This is a genomic window from Kribbella sp. NBC_01245, assembly GCF_036226525.1.
Lineage (GTDB): Bacteria > Actinomycetota > Actinomycetes > Propionibacteriales > Kribbellaceae > Kribbella.
Genome location: NZ_CP108487.1, coordinates 7,094,133 through 7,112,539, shown reverse-complemented (window position 1 = coordinate 7,112,539; position 18,407 = coordinate 7,094,133). Strand labels below are relative to the sequence as shown.

Sequence of the window (18,407 nt, the reverse complement as noted above, 5' to 3'; positions counted from 1 at the left end):
CTGTCATCCGGCGCGAATAGTGACGTATCCCCTTAGCGTTAGTGGTTCTGACGTCGATTTTGGGGAGTTCCCATGTTGCGCAGAAGCATCTCGATCGGCACGGCCGCCCTCTCCGTCGCAGGCCTGGGAATCGTGAACGCACTGGCCGCCAACGCGTACGCCTACTGGCGAAACGGCTATTTCTATGGGGATACGAGCTATCGGGGCAACGTGCCCGGCTCCTACGTCAAACTCGTCGGGCGCCGTGACGTGCGCCGGCAGATCTACTACCTGACGGTCCATCTGTACGACCAGAACCCGTACGACGGGAACCGGGCCGCCTTCCGGGTCCGCGGCTGGGACAAGCAGACGCGGCAATGGATGTTCTACGACGGCTACTACATGCTCTACGGCGGTTACGACAGCGTCACCCTGAGTGTGTCCACAGGCGCGATCGACACGATCATCGTCCAGGACGGCATCTACGGAAAAACCTACGGCACCAACTCCATAACCGTCTTCCGCCGCGAATCCCCCCGCCAGCTCCTCCGGCCCAGAGTGGTCGCGTCTGGTCTTCGTTCTACCGCGAGTGGTCCAAGGAAGGCGGGTCGGCGTCCACCGTGATCGTTTTTGGTCGGTTTTCCGGGGGTGGCGAACGGCGGTCGAATGGATTGCCGCCCTCCTGCCCCCGAACCAGACTCGGACCTCTGCATCCGTCTCTGGGGGTAGGACACCATGCAGGTCAATGGGGTACGCCGGCCGGCCGAGTTGCCCGGTCTGACGCCGAAGCTGATCGGCCGGTCCGGCGAGATCCATCGGCTGGTCGATGAGCTGGCCGTACCGGGCGCCTTCCGCACCGTGAGCGGCCCGGCCGGCGCGGGCAAATCCGCCCTCGCCGTCAACGTCGCCCGCGATGTCGCGCACCACTATCCCGACGGCCAGCTGTACGTCGACCTGCACGCCCGTCCGCCAGACGCGCGGACCGTGCTGGCCCGGCTTCTTCGCAGTCTCGGCGCCGATCCGCGCCCGTGGACGGGGTTGGACGAACTCGTCGCCTGCTACCGCTCGGCAACGGCCGGTCGGCGCTTGCTACTCGTGCTGGACAACGCCGACGACACCGCGCAAGTCCTCCCCCTGCTGCCGGCCGGTACGTCGTGCTCGGTCCTGATCACCAGCCGCCTCCGCCTGGAACTCCCCGAGGCAAAACGCCTACACCTCGCCCCCTTGCCAGAACCCGACGCCCTAGCCCTCCTCCACCACCTCAGTGGGACCGGACCGGTCGACGCGGCGGATGCGCGCGAGCTCGTCCGGTTGTGCGACTACCTGCCGCTGGCCATCGGCATCGCCGCCGCCAAACTCGCCGCATCTTGCCGCTGGACGTCGGCCAAACTCGTACGCCACCTCCGCGACGACGCCCGCCGCCTCGACGTACTCACCGACGACACCGACGGCCAACGCTCAGTCCGCGAAAGCCTGCTGGCCGGATACCACCTGGTGCGCCGCCTACCGGAAGGCCTCGAGGCGGCCCGGCTATTCCGGCTGATCGGCCAGCGCGAGGTCTACCGGATCGACGCCCGCGCGCTGGCCCGTCGTACCGGCTTCGCCGAAACCCGAAGCAAGGCCCTGCTCGAACTCCTGGCCGACGCCCAACTCCTCGAACCGATCGCCCCCGGCCGCTACCGCATGCCCGCCCTGACCCGCCTCCTAGCCACCGAACTAGCCCACACCGACCACCCCTAACGTGGGTCGGGTGTGGCGACCGCGCAGGTCCACACGGCGACCGATTTCGTCCCCGTTCGGCCTGTTTCGCGCCACCGTGTGGACCTGGCGGTCCGGCCGCGGCTAGGAGAAGCGCGGGAAGGTGAACCAGGTTTGGGCTTGCGCGCGGAAGACCTCCGGCGGTAGGGCGGCGGCGTTCGCGGGGATCTTGCCGAGCAGCGGAAGACCGGCGAGGTCCGGGAGTTCCTCGAGGTTGCAGCGGTCGGCCAGGTCGGGGTGTTCCGGCCAGGCACCGACGACCAGTCCGGCGATGGGCAACTTGCGGGCGCGGAGGGCCTCGACCGTGAGCAGGGTGTGGTTCAGCGTGCCGAGGCCGGCCCGGACGACCACCACGAAGGCACTGTGCGGCAGGTGGGTCGCGAGATCGGCAAGGTTCCGGCCTTCGCCATCGAGGCCGACGAGCAGACCGCCCGCGCCTTCGACCAAGGTCCAGCCGGACGGTGGGCGAAGGGCCTCGATCGCGGCCGCCTGCTCCTTGACCGACGGCAGGTCGACCCCAGCGCGTCGCGCTGCCGTGGTCGGCGCCAACGCGTCGCGCAGTCGTACCCCTTCGTGCACCTCGACGCCCGCGAGGCGCCGCACCTCATCGGCGTCGCCCGGTTCGACCGCGTCTACCCCGGTCTGCAGGGGCTTGCTGACGACGATGGTCGTCCCGCGCGACAGGTAAGCCGCGAGGGCCGCGGTGACCACGGTCTTGCCGACACCGGTGTCCGTCCCGGTCACGAGCAGCACGCTCATCCCGCCATCACTCCTTTGATCACAGCGCAAGCGTGGTCGAGCTGCGCAGGGGATAGCCCGGCCCGCGCGGTCAGGCGCAGGCGGCTGATGCCGTCCGGCACCGACGGCGGGCGGAACGTACCAACCCGAACCCCCTCGGCCAAGCAGCGCTCCGCCGCCGCAACCGCCTCGCGCGGCCCAGCCATCGGCACCGACACCACCGCGCCGGCCGCCTCGGAAACCCCAGCCGCCTCGGCCAACCGGGCAGCGGTCGTATGAATCGCGTCCGGGCGGTGAGGCTCGGAACGCAGTACGTCGAGCGCGGCAAGGGCGGCGGCACAAGCGGCCGGCGCCAACCCGGTATCGAAGATGAACGACCTCGCCCGGTTCACCAGGTGCTCCCGCAATACGGCCGGTCCGAGAACGGCACCGCCTTGGCTGGCAAGGGCTTTCGACAACGTCATCGTCACCAGCACATGCTCCGCACCGGCCAATCCCGCAGCCGCGACGGACCCACGACCGTTGCCTGTGACACCTATTCCGTGAGCCTCGTCCACCAGCAGTACGGCGTCATGGGCCAACGCCGTCGCGGCCAATGACGTCAGGGGCGCGGCATCTCCGAGCACGCTGAACACCGACTCGGTCAATACCAGCGCGCGTGGTTCGTTGCGCTCGGCAAGGACTTTCGTGACCGCGTCAACGTCGTTGTGCGGCACCACTTCGACGCGCGAACGGGCCAGCCGGGTCGCGTCCACGATCGACGCGTGCACGTGTTCGTCCGAGACCAGCAGGGTGCCGGGACCACCGAGGGCCGTCACCACGCCGACGTTCGCGAGATACCCGGACGAGAAAACGAGGCCCGCCTGCTGACCGGCGTACGTCGCGAGGGCCTGTTCGAGCGAGGCGTGGAGTTCCGTCGTACCGGTGACGAGGCGGGAGGCGGTCGCGCCCGTGCCCCAGGTCCGTACGGCGTCGACGGCTGCCTCGATCACGCGCGGGTCTATCGCGAGGCCCAGGTAGTCGTTCCCGGCGAGGTCGATCAGGTCCTCCCCCGCCGCGCGCGGGCGCAATCGCCGGGTCAGCCCGCGTGACTCCAACGCGGCCGCCTTCGGCTCGAGCCAATCCGCCAGCCCCATCACTGGCCCCCCAAAGCGACAGCCTCGGTGATGGCCTGGCCAATGGTCGCGATCTCCGCATCAGTGCAGATGTACGGCGGCATGGTGTAGACGAGGTCCCGGAACGGCCGGACCCAAACGCCCCGGCTCAGCACGGCCTCGGTCATCCGCGGTACGTCGACGGGCCGATCGAGCTGGACCACGCCGACCGCGCCGAGCACTCGTACGTCGCGTACGCCGGGCAGACCGACGGCTCCCGCGAGGCCCTTGCTCAAGCCGGTGGAGATCCGCGAGACCGTGCTCTGCCAGTCGTCGGCCAGCAGCAGGTCGATGCTCGCCAACGCGACCGCGCACGCGAGCGGGTTCGCCATGAAGGTCGGACCGTGCATCAACGCTCCGCCGGGACCACTGGACACGGTGTGCGCCACGTCCGACGTACACAACATCGCCGCGAGCGAAAGGTAACCGCCGGTCAGCGCCTTGCCCACGCAGAGGATGTCCGGGTCGATCCCGGCGTGCTCCGAGGCGAACATCGTGCCGGTCCGGCCGAAACCGGTCGCGATCTCGTCCAGGATGAGCAGGAATCCGTGCTCGTCGGCGAGATCCCGCAGGATGCGAAGGCAGATCGGGCTGTAGGCGTACATCCCGCCGGCCCCCTGCAGGACCGGCTCGACCACGATCGCGGCGATCTCGCCGGCATGGCGCGCGGCGAGCTCGCTCATCTCGTTCGCCCAGGCCTCGATCGCGGCCGGCTCGCCGTCGAACCCGGCGGGCGGTTTCGGGCCGAAGATCTGCTCCTTGAGCGCACCCGTGAACAGCGAGTGCATCCCGTTCACCGGATCGCAGACGCTCATCGGCGCGAAGGTGTCACCGTGATACCCGCCGCGCACGGTCAGCAGCCCGGTCCGCCCCTGGTGACCGCGAGCCACCTGGTACTGCAGGGCGAGTTTGATCGCGACCTCGATCGAGACCGAGCCCGAGTCGCAGAAGAAGACGTGCCGCAGCGGCGCCGGCGTGATCTCGACCAGCCGCTCGGCCAGCCGGACCGCCGGCTCGTGCGTCAGCCCGCCGAACATCACATGGCTGAACGAGTCGATCTGGTCGCTCAGAGCCGCATCGAGCACCGGGTTGCGGTAGCCGTGGATCATGCACCACCACGACGACATCGCGTCGATCGCGTCACTCACACTGCCCGTTTCATCCTCAAGCCGCAGCCGGACGCCGTCCGCGCCCTTCACCAAGCGCATCGGAGCCGGTTCGCTCAGTGACGAATAGGGATGCCAGAGCAATTCCGCGTCCTGCCGCAGTAATTCGTTCATCGCGTCAGCTCCAGCGCCGTGCGGTCACCGCTCCTGCACCAGATCATCTCGTTCTTCCTCTTTTCAACCCCGGCCGACGCATTTACTGTCCAGTTACCGGCTCGTAGCTTTTCGCCCTCAACCCCGCTCGGTACCACGCCCAAGAGAGCGAGCCGCCGCCACTGTGAGGAGTTCCAATCATGCGGAAAACCCTTTCTGCGGTAGCCATCACGGCCCTGTTGACGGCAGCGCTCGTCGCCCCGAACCAGGCCGTGGCAACAACTCCGGCGCCGATCCAGCCCTGGCTCGCCGCCCAGCTGAGCAAACCGTCCCTGCTGACTCCGCGGACCACGGTCCTTGTCCATGGCAACGACCTTGCCGCAGCCCGGAACGCCGTCAAGGCAAGCGGCCTGCGCCTGCTGTCGACGTACGCCAAGATCGGCGTGGCCGTTGCTGAAGGCAGCCGTTCGCAGATCCTTGCCGCTCGCAACCAACCTGGTGTGACCTATCTCGAAGGCAACCAGCCGATCGACATCCACCTCGGTACGTCGCACCAGGCCACCCGTGGCAAGGAGGCGATCGCGACTCGTACCGGCGCCGACGGCAAGGCCCTCGACGGGCGTGGTGTCGGCGTCGCGGTGATCGACAGCGGGGTCGACCCGGGTCACCCGTTCTTCCGCAATGCCGACGGCAGTTCGGCAGTGGTGCGGAACCTCAAGATCGTCTGCGACCCGTTGACCGAGGCGACCTGCCTGCCGCTGGACGCGGGCGCGGTCGATACCGACCTGCTCGCGGTCGGCGGTCACGGCACCCACGTGAACGGCATCGTGGCCGGCCGCAACGTGACGCTGTCCGACGGGACCAAGCTGCAGGGTGCCGCCCCCGGCGCCTCGCTCGTCTCGATCTCGGTCGGCGCCGTGCTGCTGATCGTCGGCGCCGACGCCGCGCTCAACTGGGTGCTCGAGAACCATGCCGCACCCTGTGGCACCGGCGTGCCCGCGAGCAAGTGCCCGCCGATCAAGGTGACGAACAACTCGTACGGCCCGGTGGGCGGCGGCGCCTTCGACCCGAACTCCGCCACCGTCAAACTCCAGCGCGCGCTCGCGGCCGAAGGCGTCGTGACCGTCTGGGCCGCCGGTAACGACGGCGGCGACGGCAGCACCGCGCTGACCAACCCGTCCGGGCAGGACCCGACCGGCGGCATCCTGTCCGTCGCGTCGTACTACGACCAGGCCACCGGCACCCGCGACGGCCAGGTCTCGTCGTTCTCCTCGCGCGGCAAGAACGGCAGCGTCGGCACCTACCCGGACCTGGCCGCGCCCGGTGAGGACATCACCTCGTCGTGCCGGATCTACCTGCCGGTCTGCACTACCGGGCTGGCTCCGCTCGAGCTCGGCGACTACAACACCATCAGCGGTACGTCGATGGCCGCGCCGCATATCGCCGGGATCGTCGCCCAGTTGTTCCAGGCGAACCCCTCGGCCACTCCGGCCCAGGTCGAGACGGCCCTGGTCTCGACCGCACACCAGTTCACCAACGGAGCGCCGTACCAGCCGGATCCGCGCGGCGGCAGCACCTCGTACGACAAGGGCCACGGCCTGGTCGACGTGGTCGCCGCGTCGGACGCCGTTCGCTGAGGCCTGATCAGTCGGCAGCGCCTGCCGGGAAGGAGGCGCTGCCGGGCTGGTCAACCCTGATCCGACGAGAGGTCGCCGTGCTGGGAACAGCGGGCGGACCAGCCCATCGGATGCACCTGGACGACCATCCGCCGCCGGCACTCGCCGCAGTAACGCGGCGGCTCCATCGCGAGCGCCTGGGCGCACGCCTCGTGATTGCCTTCGGCCGTGGGCCCGCCGCAATGACCGCAATAGAGCATCGTGCGCAGTGTTTTCATCGCGTACGCGGCGTGGAAACCTCTGTCTTCAGGCAGAGGAGGAAACGCCGCTCCCTCCCTTCAGGAAAGTGTCGGTGGCGGGCGCCACCATTGGTGTTGTGTCCAGGTACCGGCTTGTCCCAACCCCAGCCCAGGAGACTGCGCTGCGGGGGCACTGCGGCCACGCCCGGTACGTGTGGAACCTGGGTCTCGAACAACGGCTGATGTGGCGACCCGGACGGCCACCCACCCCCGGCTACCTGGCCCAGTGCACGCAGTTGACCGAAGCCCGCGCGGCGGAACCCTGGTTGGCGGCCGGGTCGCAGACGGTGCAACAGCAAGCACTGCGCGACCTCGACCAAGCCTGGCGGAACTTCTGGGGCGGTATCCACTCCCGACCGAGCTGGCGGAAGGAAGGGCAGCACGAGGGGTTCCGGATCGTCGGGCCACAGGCCCAGCGGATCGAGCGGCTCAACCGCAGGTGGGGCCGAGTGTGGGTGCCGAAAGCCGGTTGGATCAAGTTCCGCTGGTCGCGGCAGGTGCCGGGTGCGAAGTCGTACCGGATCAATCGCGACTCGGCAGGGCGGTGGCACATCGCCTTCGCTGCCATCCCCGACCCGATCCCCGCCCCCGGCACCGGCACCGGCACCGGCACCGGGGAAATGGTCGGGATTGACCGCGGTGTTGCCGTGTCGGCAGCACTGTCCACCGGTGAACTGCTCGCATGCCCCGGACTGCGCGGCACCGAAAAGACCCGGCTGAAGCGGCTGCAACAGCAGCTCGCGCGGTGCCGACGCGGGTCGAACCGACGTACCCGGGTCAAAACCGCCATCGCCCGACTCAGGGCCCGCGAAACCGACCGACGCAAGGACTGGGTCGAGAAGATCTCCACCGACATCGCCCGTCGGTTCGACCTGATCCGGGTCGAAGCCCTCAAGATCCGCAACATGACCCGCTCGGCCCGCGGCACCGTCGAGAAGCCGGGCCGGAACGTGCGGCAGAAGGCCGGGTTGAACCGGGGCATCCTCGCTAACGGCTGGGGACTGCTCGTCACCCGCCTGGAGCAAAAAGCACCCGGCCGGGTCGAGCGGGTCAACCCGGCCTACACGAGTCAGACGTGCGCGGCGTGCGGGCATTGCGCGTCGGAGAACCGCGAGAACCAAGCGGCCTTCCGATGCCTCGCCTGCGGGCATACCGCACATGCTGATGTGAATGCAGCTAGGAATATCGCGGCCGGACGGGCCGTGACCGCACGCCGAGGCACGAGGTCTGTGCCGTTGAAGCGTGAACCTCATCTCGCTACCTCCACGTAGCGGGTTGGAATCCCCCACCTCCAGGCGGGGGAGGACGTCAAAGTGTCTTCTGGAGTTCCTTGACCGGCATCTTGAGGTCGGCCAGGAGGTCGAGGTCCGCCGTGGCCGGGCGGCCCAGCGTGGTCAGGTAGTTGCCGACGATGACGGCGTTGATGCCGCCGAGCAGGCCCTCGCGGGTGCCGAGGTCGCCGAGGGTCAGCTCACGCCCACCGGCGTACCGCAGGATGGTCTTCGGCATCGCCAGGCGGAACGCCGCGATCGTGCGCAGCGCGTCCTTGCCGTCCATGATCTCCATATCGCCGAACGGCGTGCCCGGACGCGGGTTGAGGAAGTTCAGCGGGACCTCGTGCGGCTCGAGCTCGGCGAGCTGCGCGGCCAGCTCGGCGCGCTGCTCCAGCGTCTCGCCCATCCCGACCAGGCCGCCGCAGCACAGCTCCATACCGGCGTCCTTGACCATCTGGCAGGTCTCCCAGCGCTCCTCGAAGGAGTGCGTGGTGACGACGTCGCCGAAGTAGGAGCGGGCGGACTCGAGGTTGTGGTTGTACCGGTGGACGCCCATGGCGGCCAGCTCGTCGACCTGCTCCTGGGTCAGCATGCCGAGCGAGCAGGCGATGTTGATCTCGACTTCAGCCTGGATCGCCTCGATGCCCGCCTTGACCTGCGACATCAGGCGGTCGTCGGGACCGCGGACGGCGGCGACGATGCAGAACTCGGTCGCGCCGGTCTTGGCGGTCTCCTTGGCGGCCTCGACCAGCTCGGGGATGTTCAGCCAGACGGCCCGCACCGGCGAGGTGAACTGGCCGGACTGGGAACAGAAGTGGCAGTCCTCCGGGCAGCCGCCGGTCTTCAGGCTGATGATGCCCTCGACCTCGACCTCTTCACCGCACCACTTCACCCGGACCTGATGGGCGAGCGCCAGCAACTCGTCGATCGATGCGTCGGGCAACTTCAGCACCTCGATCAGGTCTGACTCGCTGAGGCCCTCGCCCCGCTCCAGAACCTGCTCGCGCGCTTTGACGAGGATCTCGCTCATGGCTCTCCCTGCGTGCTCAGCGGCCGCCTCACGGCCTGCTCGAACGGTCGGCCCACAGTAAGCGATGGGCGCCGCGAAAATTTTTCTGGATCTTTTTTCTGGAAACTCGTAACCCCCTCGATTCCCTCTCGTTGATGTGTGCAGAGGCGGTTACTACCGGTAGTCGCCAGACAGTGACAAGGAGCAACAGATGCGTCAGGAGGTCGAAACACTCCAACGCGGTTGCTCCGCGCTGTACAGTGAGTAATAGAGAGCTCGGGTCGCTGGCCATGGTTGGCGACCCGATTCCAGACGCCGGGCGCCTCACCCCGGCTTGAGTGGGCCCCTCGGGAAACGATTTGGGCGGAAACGTTCCCGAGGGGCTCATTCCCTTTTCCGGCACCTTTGCTCCCGCATTCCAGCGGTTTGAGCGGTGCGACGGGCCTCCTCCTGCGCCGACCTGAGCGGTTCAGGCGGGTTTCGCGCAGTATTCGCGCCTCGCCACGCTGCCGGGGTCTGCCCGGGTAACGCGCAAGACTCCCGCGGCCTTTCCAGGCTGGTCATCCCGGCCCGCTGCCTCCGCATCAATTCTGGAGGCTCTTTAAAGAATGCGCCGGGATTCCCCACAAAGGCCCGATCGGCCCGAATAGGGGCATTCCGACACGAACTCTCCGTTACAACCATGTCTCAATTAGTCAATCACACACCGTTGCCAGAGGCCCCTATCCCAGCCGGGCTATTGAGTTACCTCGGCCTCGGCGGGCGTCGTACGGATCTCGACGATGGGCAAACGGAGCGCGGCGGGTGCCGTGGCCGGCACCACCGGCTTGGCGGGCGTGATGGGTTTCACTCGCTCGTACGCCGTACCGAGCGCCGGGCGGTGGTCTTCGTCACCCTTGTTCGGCCAGAACGACATCGCCCGTTCCGCCTGAGCGGTGATCGTCAGGGACGGGTTGACGCCGAGGTTGGCGGAAATCGTGGAGCCGTCCATGATGTGCAGGCCCTCGTAGCCGTAAACCCGCTGGTACGGATCGACCACGCCGGTCTCGGCCGAGTCGCCGATGGCGCAGCCGCCGATGAAGTGCGCGGTCATCGGCACGTTGAAGGGTTCGCCGATGGTCCCACCCGGGGTGCCGTTCATCAGTTTGGCCATCCGGCGGACGACCTCGTTCGCGACCGGGATCCACGACGGGTTCGGCGCGCCATGACCCTGTTTCGAGGTGAGCCGCCACCGCCCGAACCGGTCGCGTTTTCCGTACGTGGTGATCGAGTTGTCGGCCGTCTGCATCACCAGGGCGATGATCGTGCGCTCCGACCAGTGCTTCAGGTCGTACAGCTTGCGCAGGCTCTTGCGCTGCTTGACCATCTCCCGCACCCACACCCGCCAGCGCGGGTCCGGCCCGTCGCCATCGGTCAAAACCGTTTGCAGCAAGGACATCGCGTTACTGCCCTTGCCGTAGCGCACGGGCTCGATGTGGGTGATGTCGTCCGGGTGGAACGACGAGGTGATCGCGACACCGCGGGTGTAGTCGACGTCCTTCTCGTTCGCGATGACGCCGAGCAGGGATTCGGAGTTCGTCCGGGTGAGCACGCCCAGGCGGTCCGACAATGCGGGCAGCTTGCCCTCGTCGCGGAGGCGGTGCAGCAGCTTGGCCGTGCCGAGGGCGGACGCGGCGAAGATCACCTGGCGGGCCGTGAACCGCCGCACCCGCTTGCGGTTCGACGTACGGCGGGTGTCGATCGCGTAGCCGCCGCCTGGCAGTGGCTCGACCGAGGTCACGGTGGTGAGCGGATAGACCTCGGCGCCGGCCTTCTCGGCCAGGTAGAGATAGTTCTTGGTCAGGGTGTTCTTGGCGTTGTGCCGGCAGCCCGTCATGCACTCGCCACAGTTGATGCAGCCCCTGCGGCGCGGGCCGGCGCCACCGAAGTACGGGTCGTCCACCTCGACCCCAGGTTCGCCGAAGAAGACGCCGACCGGTGTCGGGCGGAACGTCTCCCCCACGCCCATGTCGTCGGCGACCTGCTTCATCACCTCGTCGGCCGGCGTCATCCCGGGGTACGTCGTGACGCCGAGCATGCGCTTGGCCTGGTCGTAGTACGGCGCGAGCTCGTCCCGCCAGTCGGTAATGTGCGCCCACTGCTTGTCGGCGTAGAACGCGGGCAGCGGTTCGTACAGGGTGTTCGCGTAGACGAGGCTGCCGCCGCCGACGCCCGCACCGGACAGGATGATCACGTCGCGCAGGGCGGAGATCCGCTGGATGCCGTACATCCCGAGCCGTGGCGCGAACAGGAAGCGCTTCTTGTCCCAGGAGTTCTTCGCGAACCCGGCGTCGTCGAAGCGCGCACCGGCCTCGAGCACCGCGACGCGATACCCCTTCTCGGTCAGCCGCAACGCGCTCACGCTGCCGCCGAAGCCCGAGCCGATGACCAGGACGTCGTAGTCGTAGCTCATGCGCGTCCCAGTTTCTTGAGGATCTTCAGGGCGGTCGTCATCAGGTCCGCGTAGGCCTCGTCGCTGAGCCCGTGGCTGGCGGCGATCGGCAGTAGGCGCTGGGTCGCGATGGCTTGCGGGTCGACGTACCGGCGGATGCCTTCGGTGCCCTGGCGGCGGCCGAGGCCGGAGGCTCGCATGCCGCCCATCGGGGTGTCGATCGAGCCGAAGGTGGCGGCGTAGCCCTCGTTGACGTTGACCGTGCCGGCGATCAGCTGGCCCGCCACGATCCGGCCGCGGCGGGTGTCGCGGGTCCAGACGCTCGCGTTCAGGCCGTACTCGCCCTCGTTCGCGCGCTGGATCGCCTCGGACTCGTCGGCGAACCGGTACAGCGAGATGACCGGGCCGAACGTCTCGTTGTCGAAGCACTCCATCTCGGGAGTGACGCCTTCGAGCACGGTCGGCTCATAGAACAGCGGGCCGAGATCGGGTCGCGCCTTGCCGCCGGTGAGCACCTTCGCGCCCTTCGCGACGGCGTCGTCGACGTGCCGGCTGACGGTGTCGAGCTGGGCCTGCGAGATCAGCGAGCCCATGTCGACGTCCCAGCCGGTCCCGGCCGACAGGCGCATCTTTTGCACCCGGCCGACAAAGGCGGAGACGAACGCGTCGTACACCTGGTCGGCGACGTACAGCCGTTCCATCGAGACGCAGAGCTGGCCGGCGCTGGCGAAGCAGGCCCGTACGGCGCCCTCGGCCGCGCGGTGCACGTCGGCGTCGCGCAGGACCAGCATCGGGTTCTTGCCGCCGAGCTCGAGCGAGCAGCCGATCAACCGCTCGCCGGCCTGCTTGGCGACGATCCGGCCGGTCTTGGTCGAACCGGTGAAACAGATGTAGTCACTGTTCCTGATTATCTCGCTGCCAACAGTCACACCTTCGCCGTTTACGACCTGCCAGACGTCACGCGGCAGCCCGGCCTCGTAGAGCAGCTCGACCGCGCGCAAGGCGGTGAGCGGTGTCTGGCTGTCCGGCTTGTGCACGACCGCATTCCCCGCGAGCACCGCGGGGATGCCGTCGGCCACGGCCATGCTGAGCGGGTAGTTCCAGGGCGAGATGATGCCGACCAGGCCCTTCGGCACGAACCGCTGCTCGGCCCGGGTCAGGACCGGGAACATGCCGAGTTTGCGCTGCGGCGAGAGCAGTTCCGCCGCCTTCCGGCCGTAGTACCGGGCGGTCAGCGCGACGTGCGCGACCTCCTCGAAGGCCTGCTTCCGGGCCTTGCCGGACTCGCGCTGCACCAGGTCGCTCAGCTCGTGCCGATGCTCCAGCACCAGGTCGTGATAGCGCAGCAGGATGTCGGCGCGATCGGCGATGGCCGTACCCTTCCAGGCACGCTGGGCCTTGCGGGCCGACCGGCTCGCGGCCTGCACATCGGACTGGTCCGAGATCGGCAGGTCGGCGATCGGCTGGCCGGTGGCCGGCGCGTACGTCGTCCGGGTGCCGGCGGTCGCGTGCAACAGACCGGCCAGGCGGCGGATGACCGACTGATCGGTCGCGTACGACGCCTTCGGGTCGAGCTCGGGGTCAGCAGGAATCGAAGTCTGCTCGCTCATCTCGCCAGGCTACCTGTGGGTAACTCGCCTGTCAGTAGTTCACCGTTTGACTTTGCGTGTCGTGAGGGGCGTCACCCGCTAATCTGTGCGCCACAAGGCAATTTCGCAAGGCTTTTGCGCGCGGCCCTGGAGGTCCAGGGAACACCGGCGAACCTAACAGAACAGGCGCCGGCTGGTGGGGCGAGAAAGGCATCGAAACGATGGTGGACAGCGGGGGTATCTGGCGGCCTGGCCGTGCCGAGGACGAGGTCGCCCAGGTGCTCGAGGCGGCGCAGGTCCTGGTCGAACAAGGCCGTGTCGACGAGGCCGAGCCGTACCAGCAAAAGGCCGTCCGGCTCGCGTATGAGCTGATCGACAACTACCCGAACGACTCCCGCGGGCGACACCTGCTGGCCAGTACCAGCTACGAGCTCGCCGCCTCCCTCAACGCCCTCGAGCGGTACGACGAGGCGCTGGTCGCCCTCGACAACGCCGAGAGCGGTTACATCGAGCTGGCCTCCTCGGGTCAGGTCGACGTGGCGCCGCAACTGGCCGATGTGCAGGCCCGCCGGGCGATGACCCAGGCGCATCGCGGGTACGGCGCGACCGCCGTACTGGAGATCGACAGCGCCGTCATCACCTATGGCGCGCTTTCGGCCGGCGAGTCGAGCCTGCAACCGGACTTCGCCCGCGTCCTCGCGATGAACGCACTGATCCTCCGGCGGTACGGCGACGCCGACCTGGCCGTGGCCTCCGCGGACGCCGCGATCCGGTTGTTCCTGCAGTTGGCGGGCCAGATCAACCACGCTCCGCAGGCGCCGAGTTATGCGCGCTACCTGTGTACGGCGAGCGCGGTCGCGGCCGATATCCACGCCGAGGCCGGCCGGTTCGAGGTGGCTTTGCAGGCGGACGAGATCGGGGTGTCGACCGCGGACACGCTGGCCGACTCGGACTCCCCGGCGGATCTGCGCACGCTCGTCGGCATGCTCACCCGCAAGGGCCGCCACCTCGCCGAGATGGGCCGGCAGGACGAGGCCGAGGTGTGCCTGGAATCGGCGTTCGCGACCGACCGGGAGATGGCCGATCAGGTCGTCGCCGAGATCAGCCAGCCGTTGCCGCCGACGTTGACCTCGGCCCTGGATCTCGCGGCCGAGCACCTCGGCGAGTTCGAGGAGTACGGACGGCTGTGCGCGCTGACCAAACCCGCCGAGGGGATGACGCTGGCCACCGTCTCGGGCCGCTGCGATCCGGAAACGGCCGCCTTGCGCGGGGTCGAGCTGGCCGCCCTGGTCCGGCCGCTGTTCGCGAAGGACACCCAGGCGGCGCTCACGCTCGGGCTCGAGGCGCACTACCTGTTCGCGTTGTCGTCGGAGCGCCAGTCGCAGCACATGCGGTACGAGTTGAGCAGCTTCGGCCCGCCCTGGGCGCAGGTGCTACTCGACATCTCGAAGGCGTACCAGGAGGCCGGCGCGATGGAGTTCGCGCTAGACCTCGCCGGTTCGGCCGCGACCGTCGCCGGCATGCTGATCCCCTTCGCCGGCGGCGACGACGCCATCCGCGCCCTCGCCGCCACCTGCTTCCGCCACAACGGGGACCTACTCGCCGCCAACGGCGACTTCACCGCCTCCGAACACGCCCACGGCGCCGCCCGCAAACTAGAAGCCAACGACCTCTAGTTATTCGCGGCGCAGTGATTCGGGTGTGATCTTGGTGGCGATCGCGGGGAGGGTTATTGCGCCTGCGAGGAGGGCCAGGCCGAGGCCTGCCAGGGTGAGCAGGGCGACCGAGCGCCAGGGCAGGTAGTCGATCGCTCCGCCGAAGGCTAGGTAGCCCGCGCCCGCGAGTAGTCCGAGGGCGCCGGCGAGCGGGATGCCGAGCAGCAACGGCAGCACCATCTGACCGACCTGGCCCGCTCGCAAGGTGCCGACCGGTACACCGACGGCACGCAAAGACGCGATCTGCCGGCGTCGTTCCAGCAGCCGGTCGAACGCTCCGATCAGCAATGCCAGCAGCCCGATCGCCAGCGCCGCTCCCCCGACCGCCCAGACCATGGCGCGATAACCGGCCACCATCGCGATCTCACCCTCGTACATCGCGTGCGACGAATCGGTTAGCACCGCTCCCGCGGGAAGGGCTTGCACGAAGGCGCTCCGGGTCCCCGGCGGCAGTTCGACGTACACCTGCTCGGCAAACGCCAGCTTCGCGATCGCCTGCGGCACAAAGAGAACGGGCTGTCCCGACGAGGGCCAGAGGTCGTTCCGCAGGGTTCCGCGAAGGACGTCGGCCGACGCCGGGACCACGATCGGCCGGCCGAAGCGCGGCTCGAGCTGATAACGCGCGGTCTTCTTCGCCGCCGGGATCACCCAGGCCGGACGGCTTTCGGCACAACCCGTTAGGCCTTGGACGAGTACCCGCAGGTCAGCGCAGGTGCCGACAATCGCCTCGATGCAGCCCGTCGTACCGTTCAGGCATCCCTTCTGGTGCAAGATGCTCAGCTCGGCGATGACCCGTGCACCCGGCACGGCCTGGATGCCCTTGGCGGCCGTCGGTCGCGGATCACCACTCATCGACGAGACCGGCAGGATCTCCGGCTGGCTCGTGGCCTTGACCGCCTCGACGTACTGCGGGGTGGCTTCCCAGGCGCCGAGCACGCAGCGCCCGCCCGCGACTACGAACAACGCGGCCACCAGACCTGCGACGACCCGGCTGGTCGATGACGGTTCGTACTGGAGACGACGCGCGGCGAGCAGGAGGCCGGCCCGGCGCGACGTACGGGCTAATCCGTCGGCGACCAGGCGAACCAGCACCGGGATTGCGAGCGGCAGGCCCAGACCGGTCAGCGCAGCGGCCGCCGCGAAGACCAGGAACGCGCCCATGCCCGCGTCACCGCCGTCCTCGGCCGCCGGGTCGAGGACGATGCCGGTCAGCAGCGCCACTCCGGCCATGACCGGGATCAGCCGAGCGATGGACGGACGCCGTACGGCACCACGCCTCTCGGCCAACGGCTGCCGGATCGCGGCCCGCGCCGGCAACACCGCCACGACCGCGGTGACGGCCACCAAGGCGACGGCTAGCGCCACCTGAAGCCATAGCGGTACGCCGACCGGCCGCCGTAGCCAGTCGGCCCGGGCCCGGACGGCCGCCTCGACCAGCGGCGCGGTCAAACCGAAGACCAGCAGGCCGATCAACGCCCCGACCAGTGTGAGTACGGCGCTTTCGGTGGCGGAGACCAACCGCGTTCGCAGCGGGGTAAGGCCGAGCAGGCGGAGTGAGGCCAACCGGCGATCGCGGGTGCCTGCCGACAAACGCGAGGCCGTCGACAGCAGGATCAACAGCGGTACGACTACCACCAGGCTGACCACGATCAGGAGCTGGACCTTGTCCCGAACGAGCTGGAGATTCGGGTCGATGCTCGCGATCGAGAAGCCGATCAGGAAGCACAACACGGACGTGACGACGAGCCCGGCCAGGATCATCGCGAGAGCGCGACTTCGACTGCTGGCCCAGGCCAGGCGGATGCCCAAGCCGAGCGCGGCCGTCATTCGGTCAGCCTGCCGTCGCGGAGCACGCATTCTCGATCGGCATGCGCCGCGACGCGAGCGTCGTGGGTGACCAGCAGTAGGCCGATACCCCGCCCCCGGGCCGCGGTGAGGAGGGCGTTCAGGACGATGTCGCCGTTGACGCTGTCGAGGGCACCGGTCGGTTCGTCCGCGAAGACCACGGCCGGTTGGTGCACGAGCGCCCGGGCGACCGCGGCCCGCTGGCCCTGGCCGCCCGAGACCTGAGCCGGACGCTGGTGCGCGACCTCGGCGATGCCCAGCTCACCGAGCAGTTCTACGGCCTGGGCTAGCGCGACGCGTCGCGACGAACCGGTCAGCAACAGTGGCAGGGCAACGTTCTCGACCAGGCTCAACTCCGGCACGAGATCCCCGAACTGGAAGACGAAACCCATCTCGCTCAGCCGGGTCGCGCTCCGCCGCCGCTCGGTGATGTCGTCGATCCGGCGGCCGCGGATGTGCACCGAACCGCTGTCGGGCGCGAGGATCCCGGACAGCACGTGCAGCAACGTCGACTTGCCAGAACCACTCGGGCCCATCAGGGCGACGACCTCGGCCGGGCGGACCGCGATCGACACCCCGTCGAGCGCCTGCGTACTGCCGAAACGCTTGGTCAGACCCGCGCCGACGACCACCCCCTCGGAGGCCGCGGCGCGGGTGCTCTGATTGCCGGTCTCCGTGGCCGTCATGACTTGACCTCGAGCAGATGGCCGGCTCGTTCGATCCAGTCGAGATCAGCTTGCAGGTGGCCGATCTCGTACTCGCCGGCGAGTTGGCCGATCTCGTCCGCCTCGACCTTAGCGGCGATGATCTCGCGCATCCGGGCGATGTGGACCCGGCGCTGCGCATCGAGCACCTCGGCGGCCGACCGGCCGGACCTGAGCGCCACGACCACCTTCGCGAACAGGACGCCCGGCTGAACCTGCGCCACCTCGGGCGTCGCCAGCCAGGTCTCCAACTCGGTCACGCCTTCGGGAGTGATCGCGTAGACCTTGCGGTCTGGCCCACCGCCCGCCTCGGTGCCGGCCAACTGGACCAGGCCGTCACGTTGCAGCCGCGCGAGGGTTGCGTAGACCTGGCCGATCTTCATGGGCTGGTTCCGGCCGAAGCTCTCGTCGTACTCCTGCTTGAGCGTGTAGCCATGCGAAGGCGCCGCCTCGAGCAGGCCGAGGAACCTGTGTCCGACTGACATAACCGCGACTATACACTTGGTGTGCACATGCGGGTACTACTTCAGCTGAGGGATCCGACGAAGAGGCCGGCTTCGGCGTCGGTCATGCCGGTTTCGGTGATGACGAGGGCCGTTGCCTGGTGCAGGTCTCCGTTGGCCTTCAGCGCCCGGACGCGGTCGGCCAGGCTGTTGCCTCGTGGGCGGTCGACGGGCCGGGCTGTCGGCAGGACGAAGGTGCCGTAGCGGATCTCTTCGACGATATCCCTGGCGTCGCCGAGGTCGAGCCCGGTGCGGTCGCGGATGATCTTGACCGCCATCAGGTTCTTCTTGGTGGTGAGCAGGAAGCGCACCTGCTCGATATCGGCGGCAGTCACCTTCGCCCGCCCGGCGGCCACCGCGGCCAGGTCTTCTTCCTTACGCTTCCCGAAAAGTCCCATGGCGGGAGTCTGCCAGCAGGGACGGCCATCCCACTGTTTGAAACCGGCCGCTCGAAGCTGGAGTCAAGTCCGCTGATTGCAGGTTCCTGCAATGGGGCCGGCGAACTTTGGGTGGGAGCCGGCCGTCGGGGAGCAT

Annotated in this window: 16 protein-coding genes; 5 read left to right on the top strand and 11 right to left on the bottom strand. The window is 68.5% G+C overall.

Translation table 11 applies throughout. The annotated features are described in order from the left end of the window. The first annotated feature begins 72 nt into the window (after window positions 1–72). Both OG394_RS32565 and OG394_RS32560 read left to right on the top strand, forming a co-directional pair. Window positions 73–603 carry a hypothetical protein gene (locus tag OG394_RS32565; RefSeq protein ID WP_328990999.1) on the top strand — a complete coding sequence of 177 codons (531 nt, stop codon included), beginning with the start codon at window positions 73–75 and terminating at the stop codon, window positions 601–603. Between the two features lie 111 nt (window positions 604–714). Then, on the top strand, window positions 715–1,719 hold the full coding sequence (locus tag OG394_RS32560) for an AAA family ATPase (protein WP_328990998.1): 1,005 nt from the start codon (window positions 715–717) through the stop codon (window positions 1,717–1,719). A 102-nt stretch (window positions 1,720–1,821) separates the two neighbouring features. Here the strand turns inward: OG394_RS32560 and bioD are convergent, their stop codons facing one another. Genes bioD through OG394_RS32545 form a run of 3 tightly spaced genes read right to left on the bottom strand, consistent with a single transcriptional unit; the run spans window position 1,822 to window position 4,909 of the window. After that, the gene (gene bioD, locus OG394_RS32555) at window positions 1,822–2,496 is read right to left on the bottom strand and encodes a dethiobiotin synthase (protein ID WP_328990997.1); all 675 of its coding nucleotides are present in this window, start codon (window positions 2,494–2,496) and stop codon (window positions 1,822–1,824) included. Next, window positions 2,493–3,611 carry an 8-amino-7-oxononanoate synthase gene (locus tag OG394_RS32550; RefSeq protein WP_328990996.1) on the bottom strand — a complete coding sequence of 373 codons (1,119 nt, stop codon included), beginning with the start codon at window positions 3,609–3,611 and terminating at the stop codon, window positions 2,493–2,495. The genes bioD and OG394_RS32550 overlap by 4 nt, the downstream gene beginning before the upstream one ends. After that, a complete protein-coding gene (locus OG394_RS32545) occupies window positions 3,611–4,909 on the bottom strand; it encodes an adenosylmethionine--8-amino-7-oxononanoate transaminase (protein WP_328990995.1) in 1,299 nt (432 codons plus the stop codon). The genes OG394_RS32550 and OG394_RS32545 overlap by 1 nt, the downstream gene beginning before the upstream one ends. Window positions 4,910–5,088: 179 nt before the next feature. Between OG394_RS32545 and OG394_RS32540 the strand changes: the two genes are divergently transcribed. After that, window positions 5,089–6,525, top strand: a complete 1,437-nt coding sequence (locus OG394_RS32540; RefSeq protein ID WP_328990994.1) for a S8 family serine peptidase — start codon at window positions 5,089–5,091, stop codon at window positions 6,523–6,525. 50 nt (window positions 6,526–6,575) lie between these two features. Here the strand turns inward: OG394_RS32540 and bsaP are convergent, their stop codons facing one another. Next, the gene (gene bsaP, locus OG394_RS32535; RefSeq protein ID WP_328990993.1) at window positions 6,576–6,782 is read right to left on the bottom strand and encodes a biotin synthase auxiliary protein BsaP; all 207 of its coding nucleotides are present in this window, start codon (window positions 6,780–6,782) and stop codon (window positions 6,576–6,578) included. A 98-nt stretch (window positions 6,783–6,880) separates the two neighbouring features. Between bsaP and OG394_RS32530 the strand changes: the two genes are divergently transcribed. Next, entirely contained in the window at window positions 6,881–8,074 is a 1,194-nt protein-coding gene (locus tag OG394_RS32530) for an RNA-guided endonuclease InsQ/TnpB family protein (RefSeq protein ID WP_328990992.1), read from the top strand. A gap of 37 nt (window positions 8,075–8,111) precedes the next feature. Here the strand turns inward: OG394_RS32530 and bioB are convergent, their stop codons facing one another. The 3 genes from bioB to OG394_RS32515 all read right to left on the bottom strand — a co-directional run bounded on the left by bioB (window position 8,112) and on the right by OG394_RS32515 (window position 13,127). Next, a complete protein-coding gene (bioB, locus tag OG394_RS32525) occupies window positions 8,112–9,107 on the bottom strand; it encodes a biotin synthase BioB (protein WP_328990991.1) in 996 nt (331 codons plus the stop codon). A 715-nt stretch (window positions 9,108–9,822) separates the two neighbouring features. Beyond that, window positions 9,823–11,538 (bottom strand): GMC family oxidoreductase, encoded by a 1,716-nt coding sequence (locus tag OG394_RS32520; RefSeq protein WP_328990990.1) that lies wholly within the window; start codon window positions 11,536–11,538, stop codon window positions 9,823–9,825. Then, a complete protein-coding gene (locus OG394_RS32515; RefSeq protein WP_328990989.1) occupies window positions 11,535–13,127 on the bottom strand; it encodes a succinic semialdehyde dehydrogenase in 1,593 nt (530 codons plus the stop codon). The genes OG394_RS32520 and OG394_RS32515 overlap by 4 nt, the downstream gene beginning before the upstream one ends. A gap of 200 nt (window positions 13,128–13,327) precedes the next feature. On the opposite strand from OG394_RS32515, the gene OG394_RS32510 reads away from it, so the two are divergent. Then, the gene (locus OG394_RS32510; RefSeq protein WP_328990988.1) at window positions 13,328–14,782 is read left to right on the top strand and encodes a hypothetical protein; all 1,455 of its coding nucleotides are present in this window, start codon (window positions 13,328–13,330) and stop codon (window positions 14,780–14,782) included. Here OG394_RS32510 and OG394_RS32505 read toward each other — a convergent pair whose 3' ends face one another. Genes OG394_RS32505 through OG394_RS32490 form a run of 4 tightly spaced genes read right to left on the bottom strand, consistent with a single transcriptional unit; the run spans window position 14,783 to window position 18,271 of the window. Beyond that, complete coding sequence (locus OG394_RS32505) at window positions 14,783–16,648, bottom strand: FtsX-like permease family protein (RefSeq protein ID WP_328990987.1); 1,866 nt, start codon at window positions 16,646–16,648, stop codon at window positions 14,783–14,785. It abuts the gene before it with no gap. Continuing rightward, window positions 16,645–17,352 (bottom strand): ABC transporter ATP-binding protein, encoded by a 708-nt coding sequence (locus tag OG394_RS32500; RefSeq protein WP_328990986.1) that lies wholly within the window; start codon window positions 17,350–17,352, stop codon window positions 16,645–16,647. The genes OG394_RS32505 and OG394_RS32500 overlap by 4 nt, the downstream gene beginning before the upstream one ends. Beyond that, the gene (locus OG394_RS32495; RefSeq protein ID WP_328990985.1) at window positions 17,349–17,855 is read right to left on the bottom strand and encodes a PadR family transcriptional regulator; all 507 of its coding nucleotides are present in this window, start codon (window positions 17,853–17,855) and stop codon (window positions 17,349–17,351) included. The genes OG394_RS32500 and OG394_RS32495 overlap by 4 nt, the downstream gene beginning before the upstream one ends. Window positions 17,856–17,896: 41 nt before the next feature. Continuing rightward, a complete protein-coding gene (locus OG394_RS32490) occupies window positions 17,897–18,271 on the bottom strand; it encodes a hypothetical protein (RefSeq protein ID WP_328990984.1) in 375 nt (124 codons plus the stop codon). Between the last annotated feature and the right edge of the window lie 136 nt (window positions 18,272–18,407).

Coding starts and splice junctions, on each gene's coding strand:
- OG394_RS32565 (WP_328990999.1), top strand. CDS start 73: ATGTTGCGCAGAAGCATCTCGATCGGCACGGCCGCCCTCTCCGTCGCA.
- OG394_RS32560 (WP_328990998.1), top strand. CDS start 715: ATGCAGGTCAATGGGGTACGCCGGCCGGCCGAGTTGCCCGGTCTGACG.
- bioD (WP_328990997.1), bottom strand. CDS start 2,496: ATGAGCGTGCTGCTCGTGACCGGGACGGACACCGGTGTCGGCAAGACC.
- OG394_RS32550 (WP_328990996.1), bottom strand. CDS start 3,611: ATGGGGCTGGCGGATTGGCTCGAGCCGAAGGCGGCCGCGTTGGAGTCA.
- OG394_RS32545 (WP_328990995.1), bottom strand. CDS start 4,909: ATGAACGAATTACTGCGGCAGGACGCGGAATTGCTCTGGCATCCCTAT.
- OG394_RS32540 (WP_328990994.1), top strand. CDS start 5,089: ATGCGGAAAACCCTTTCTGCGGTAGCCATCACGGCCCTGTTGACGGCA.
- bsaP (WP_328990993.1), bottom strand. CDS start 6,782: ATGAAAACACTGCGCACGATGCTCTATTGCGGTCATTGCGGCGGGCCC.
- bioB (WP_328990991.1), bottom strand. CDS start 9,107: ATGAGCGAGATCCTCGTCAAAGCGCGCGAGCAGGTTCTGGAGCGGGGC.
- OG394_RS32520 (WP_328990990.1), bottom strand. CDS start 11,538: ATGAGCTACGACTACGACGTCCTGGTCATCGGCTCGGGCTTCGGCGGC.
- OG394_RS32515 (WP_328990989.1), bottom strand. CDS start 13,127: ATGAGCGAGCAGACTTCGATTCCTGCTGACCCCGAGCTCGACCCGAAG.
- OG394_RS32510 (WP_328990988.1), top strand. CDS start 13,328: ATGGTGGACAGCGGGGGTATCTGGCGGCCTGGCCGTGCCGAGGACGAG.
- OG394_RS32505 (WP_328990987.1), bottom strand. CDS start 16,648: ATGACGGCCGCGCTCGGCTTGGGCATCCGCCTGGCCTGGGCCAGCAGT.
- OG394_RS32500 (WP_328990986.1), bottom strand. CDS start 17,352: ATGACGGCCACGGAGACCGGCAATCAGAGCACCCGCGCCGCGGCCTCC.
- OG394_RS32495 (WP_328990985.1), bottom strand. CDS start 17,855: ATGTCAGTCGGACACAGGTTCCTCGGCCTGCTCGAGGCGGCGCCTTCG.
- OG394_RS32490 (WP_328990984.1), bottom strand. CDS start 18,271: ATGGGACTTTTCGGGAAGCGTAAGGAAGAAGACCTGGCCGCGGTGGCC.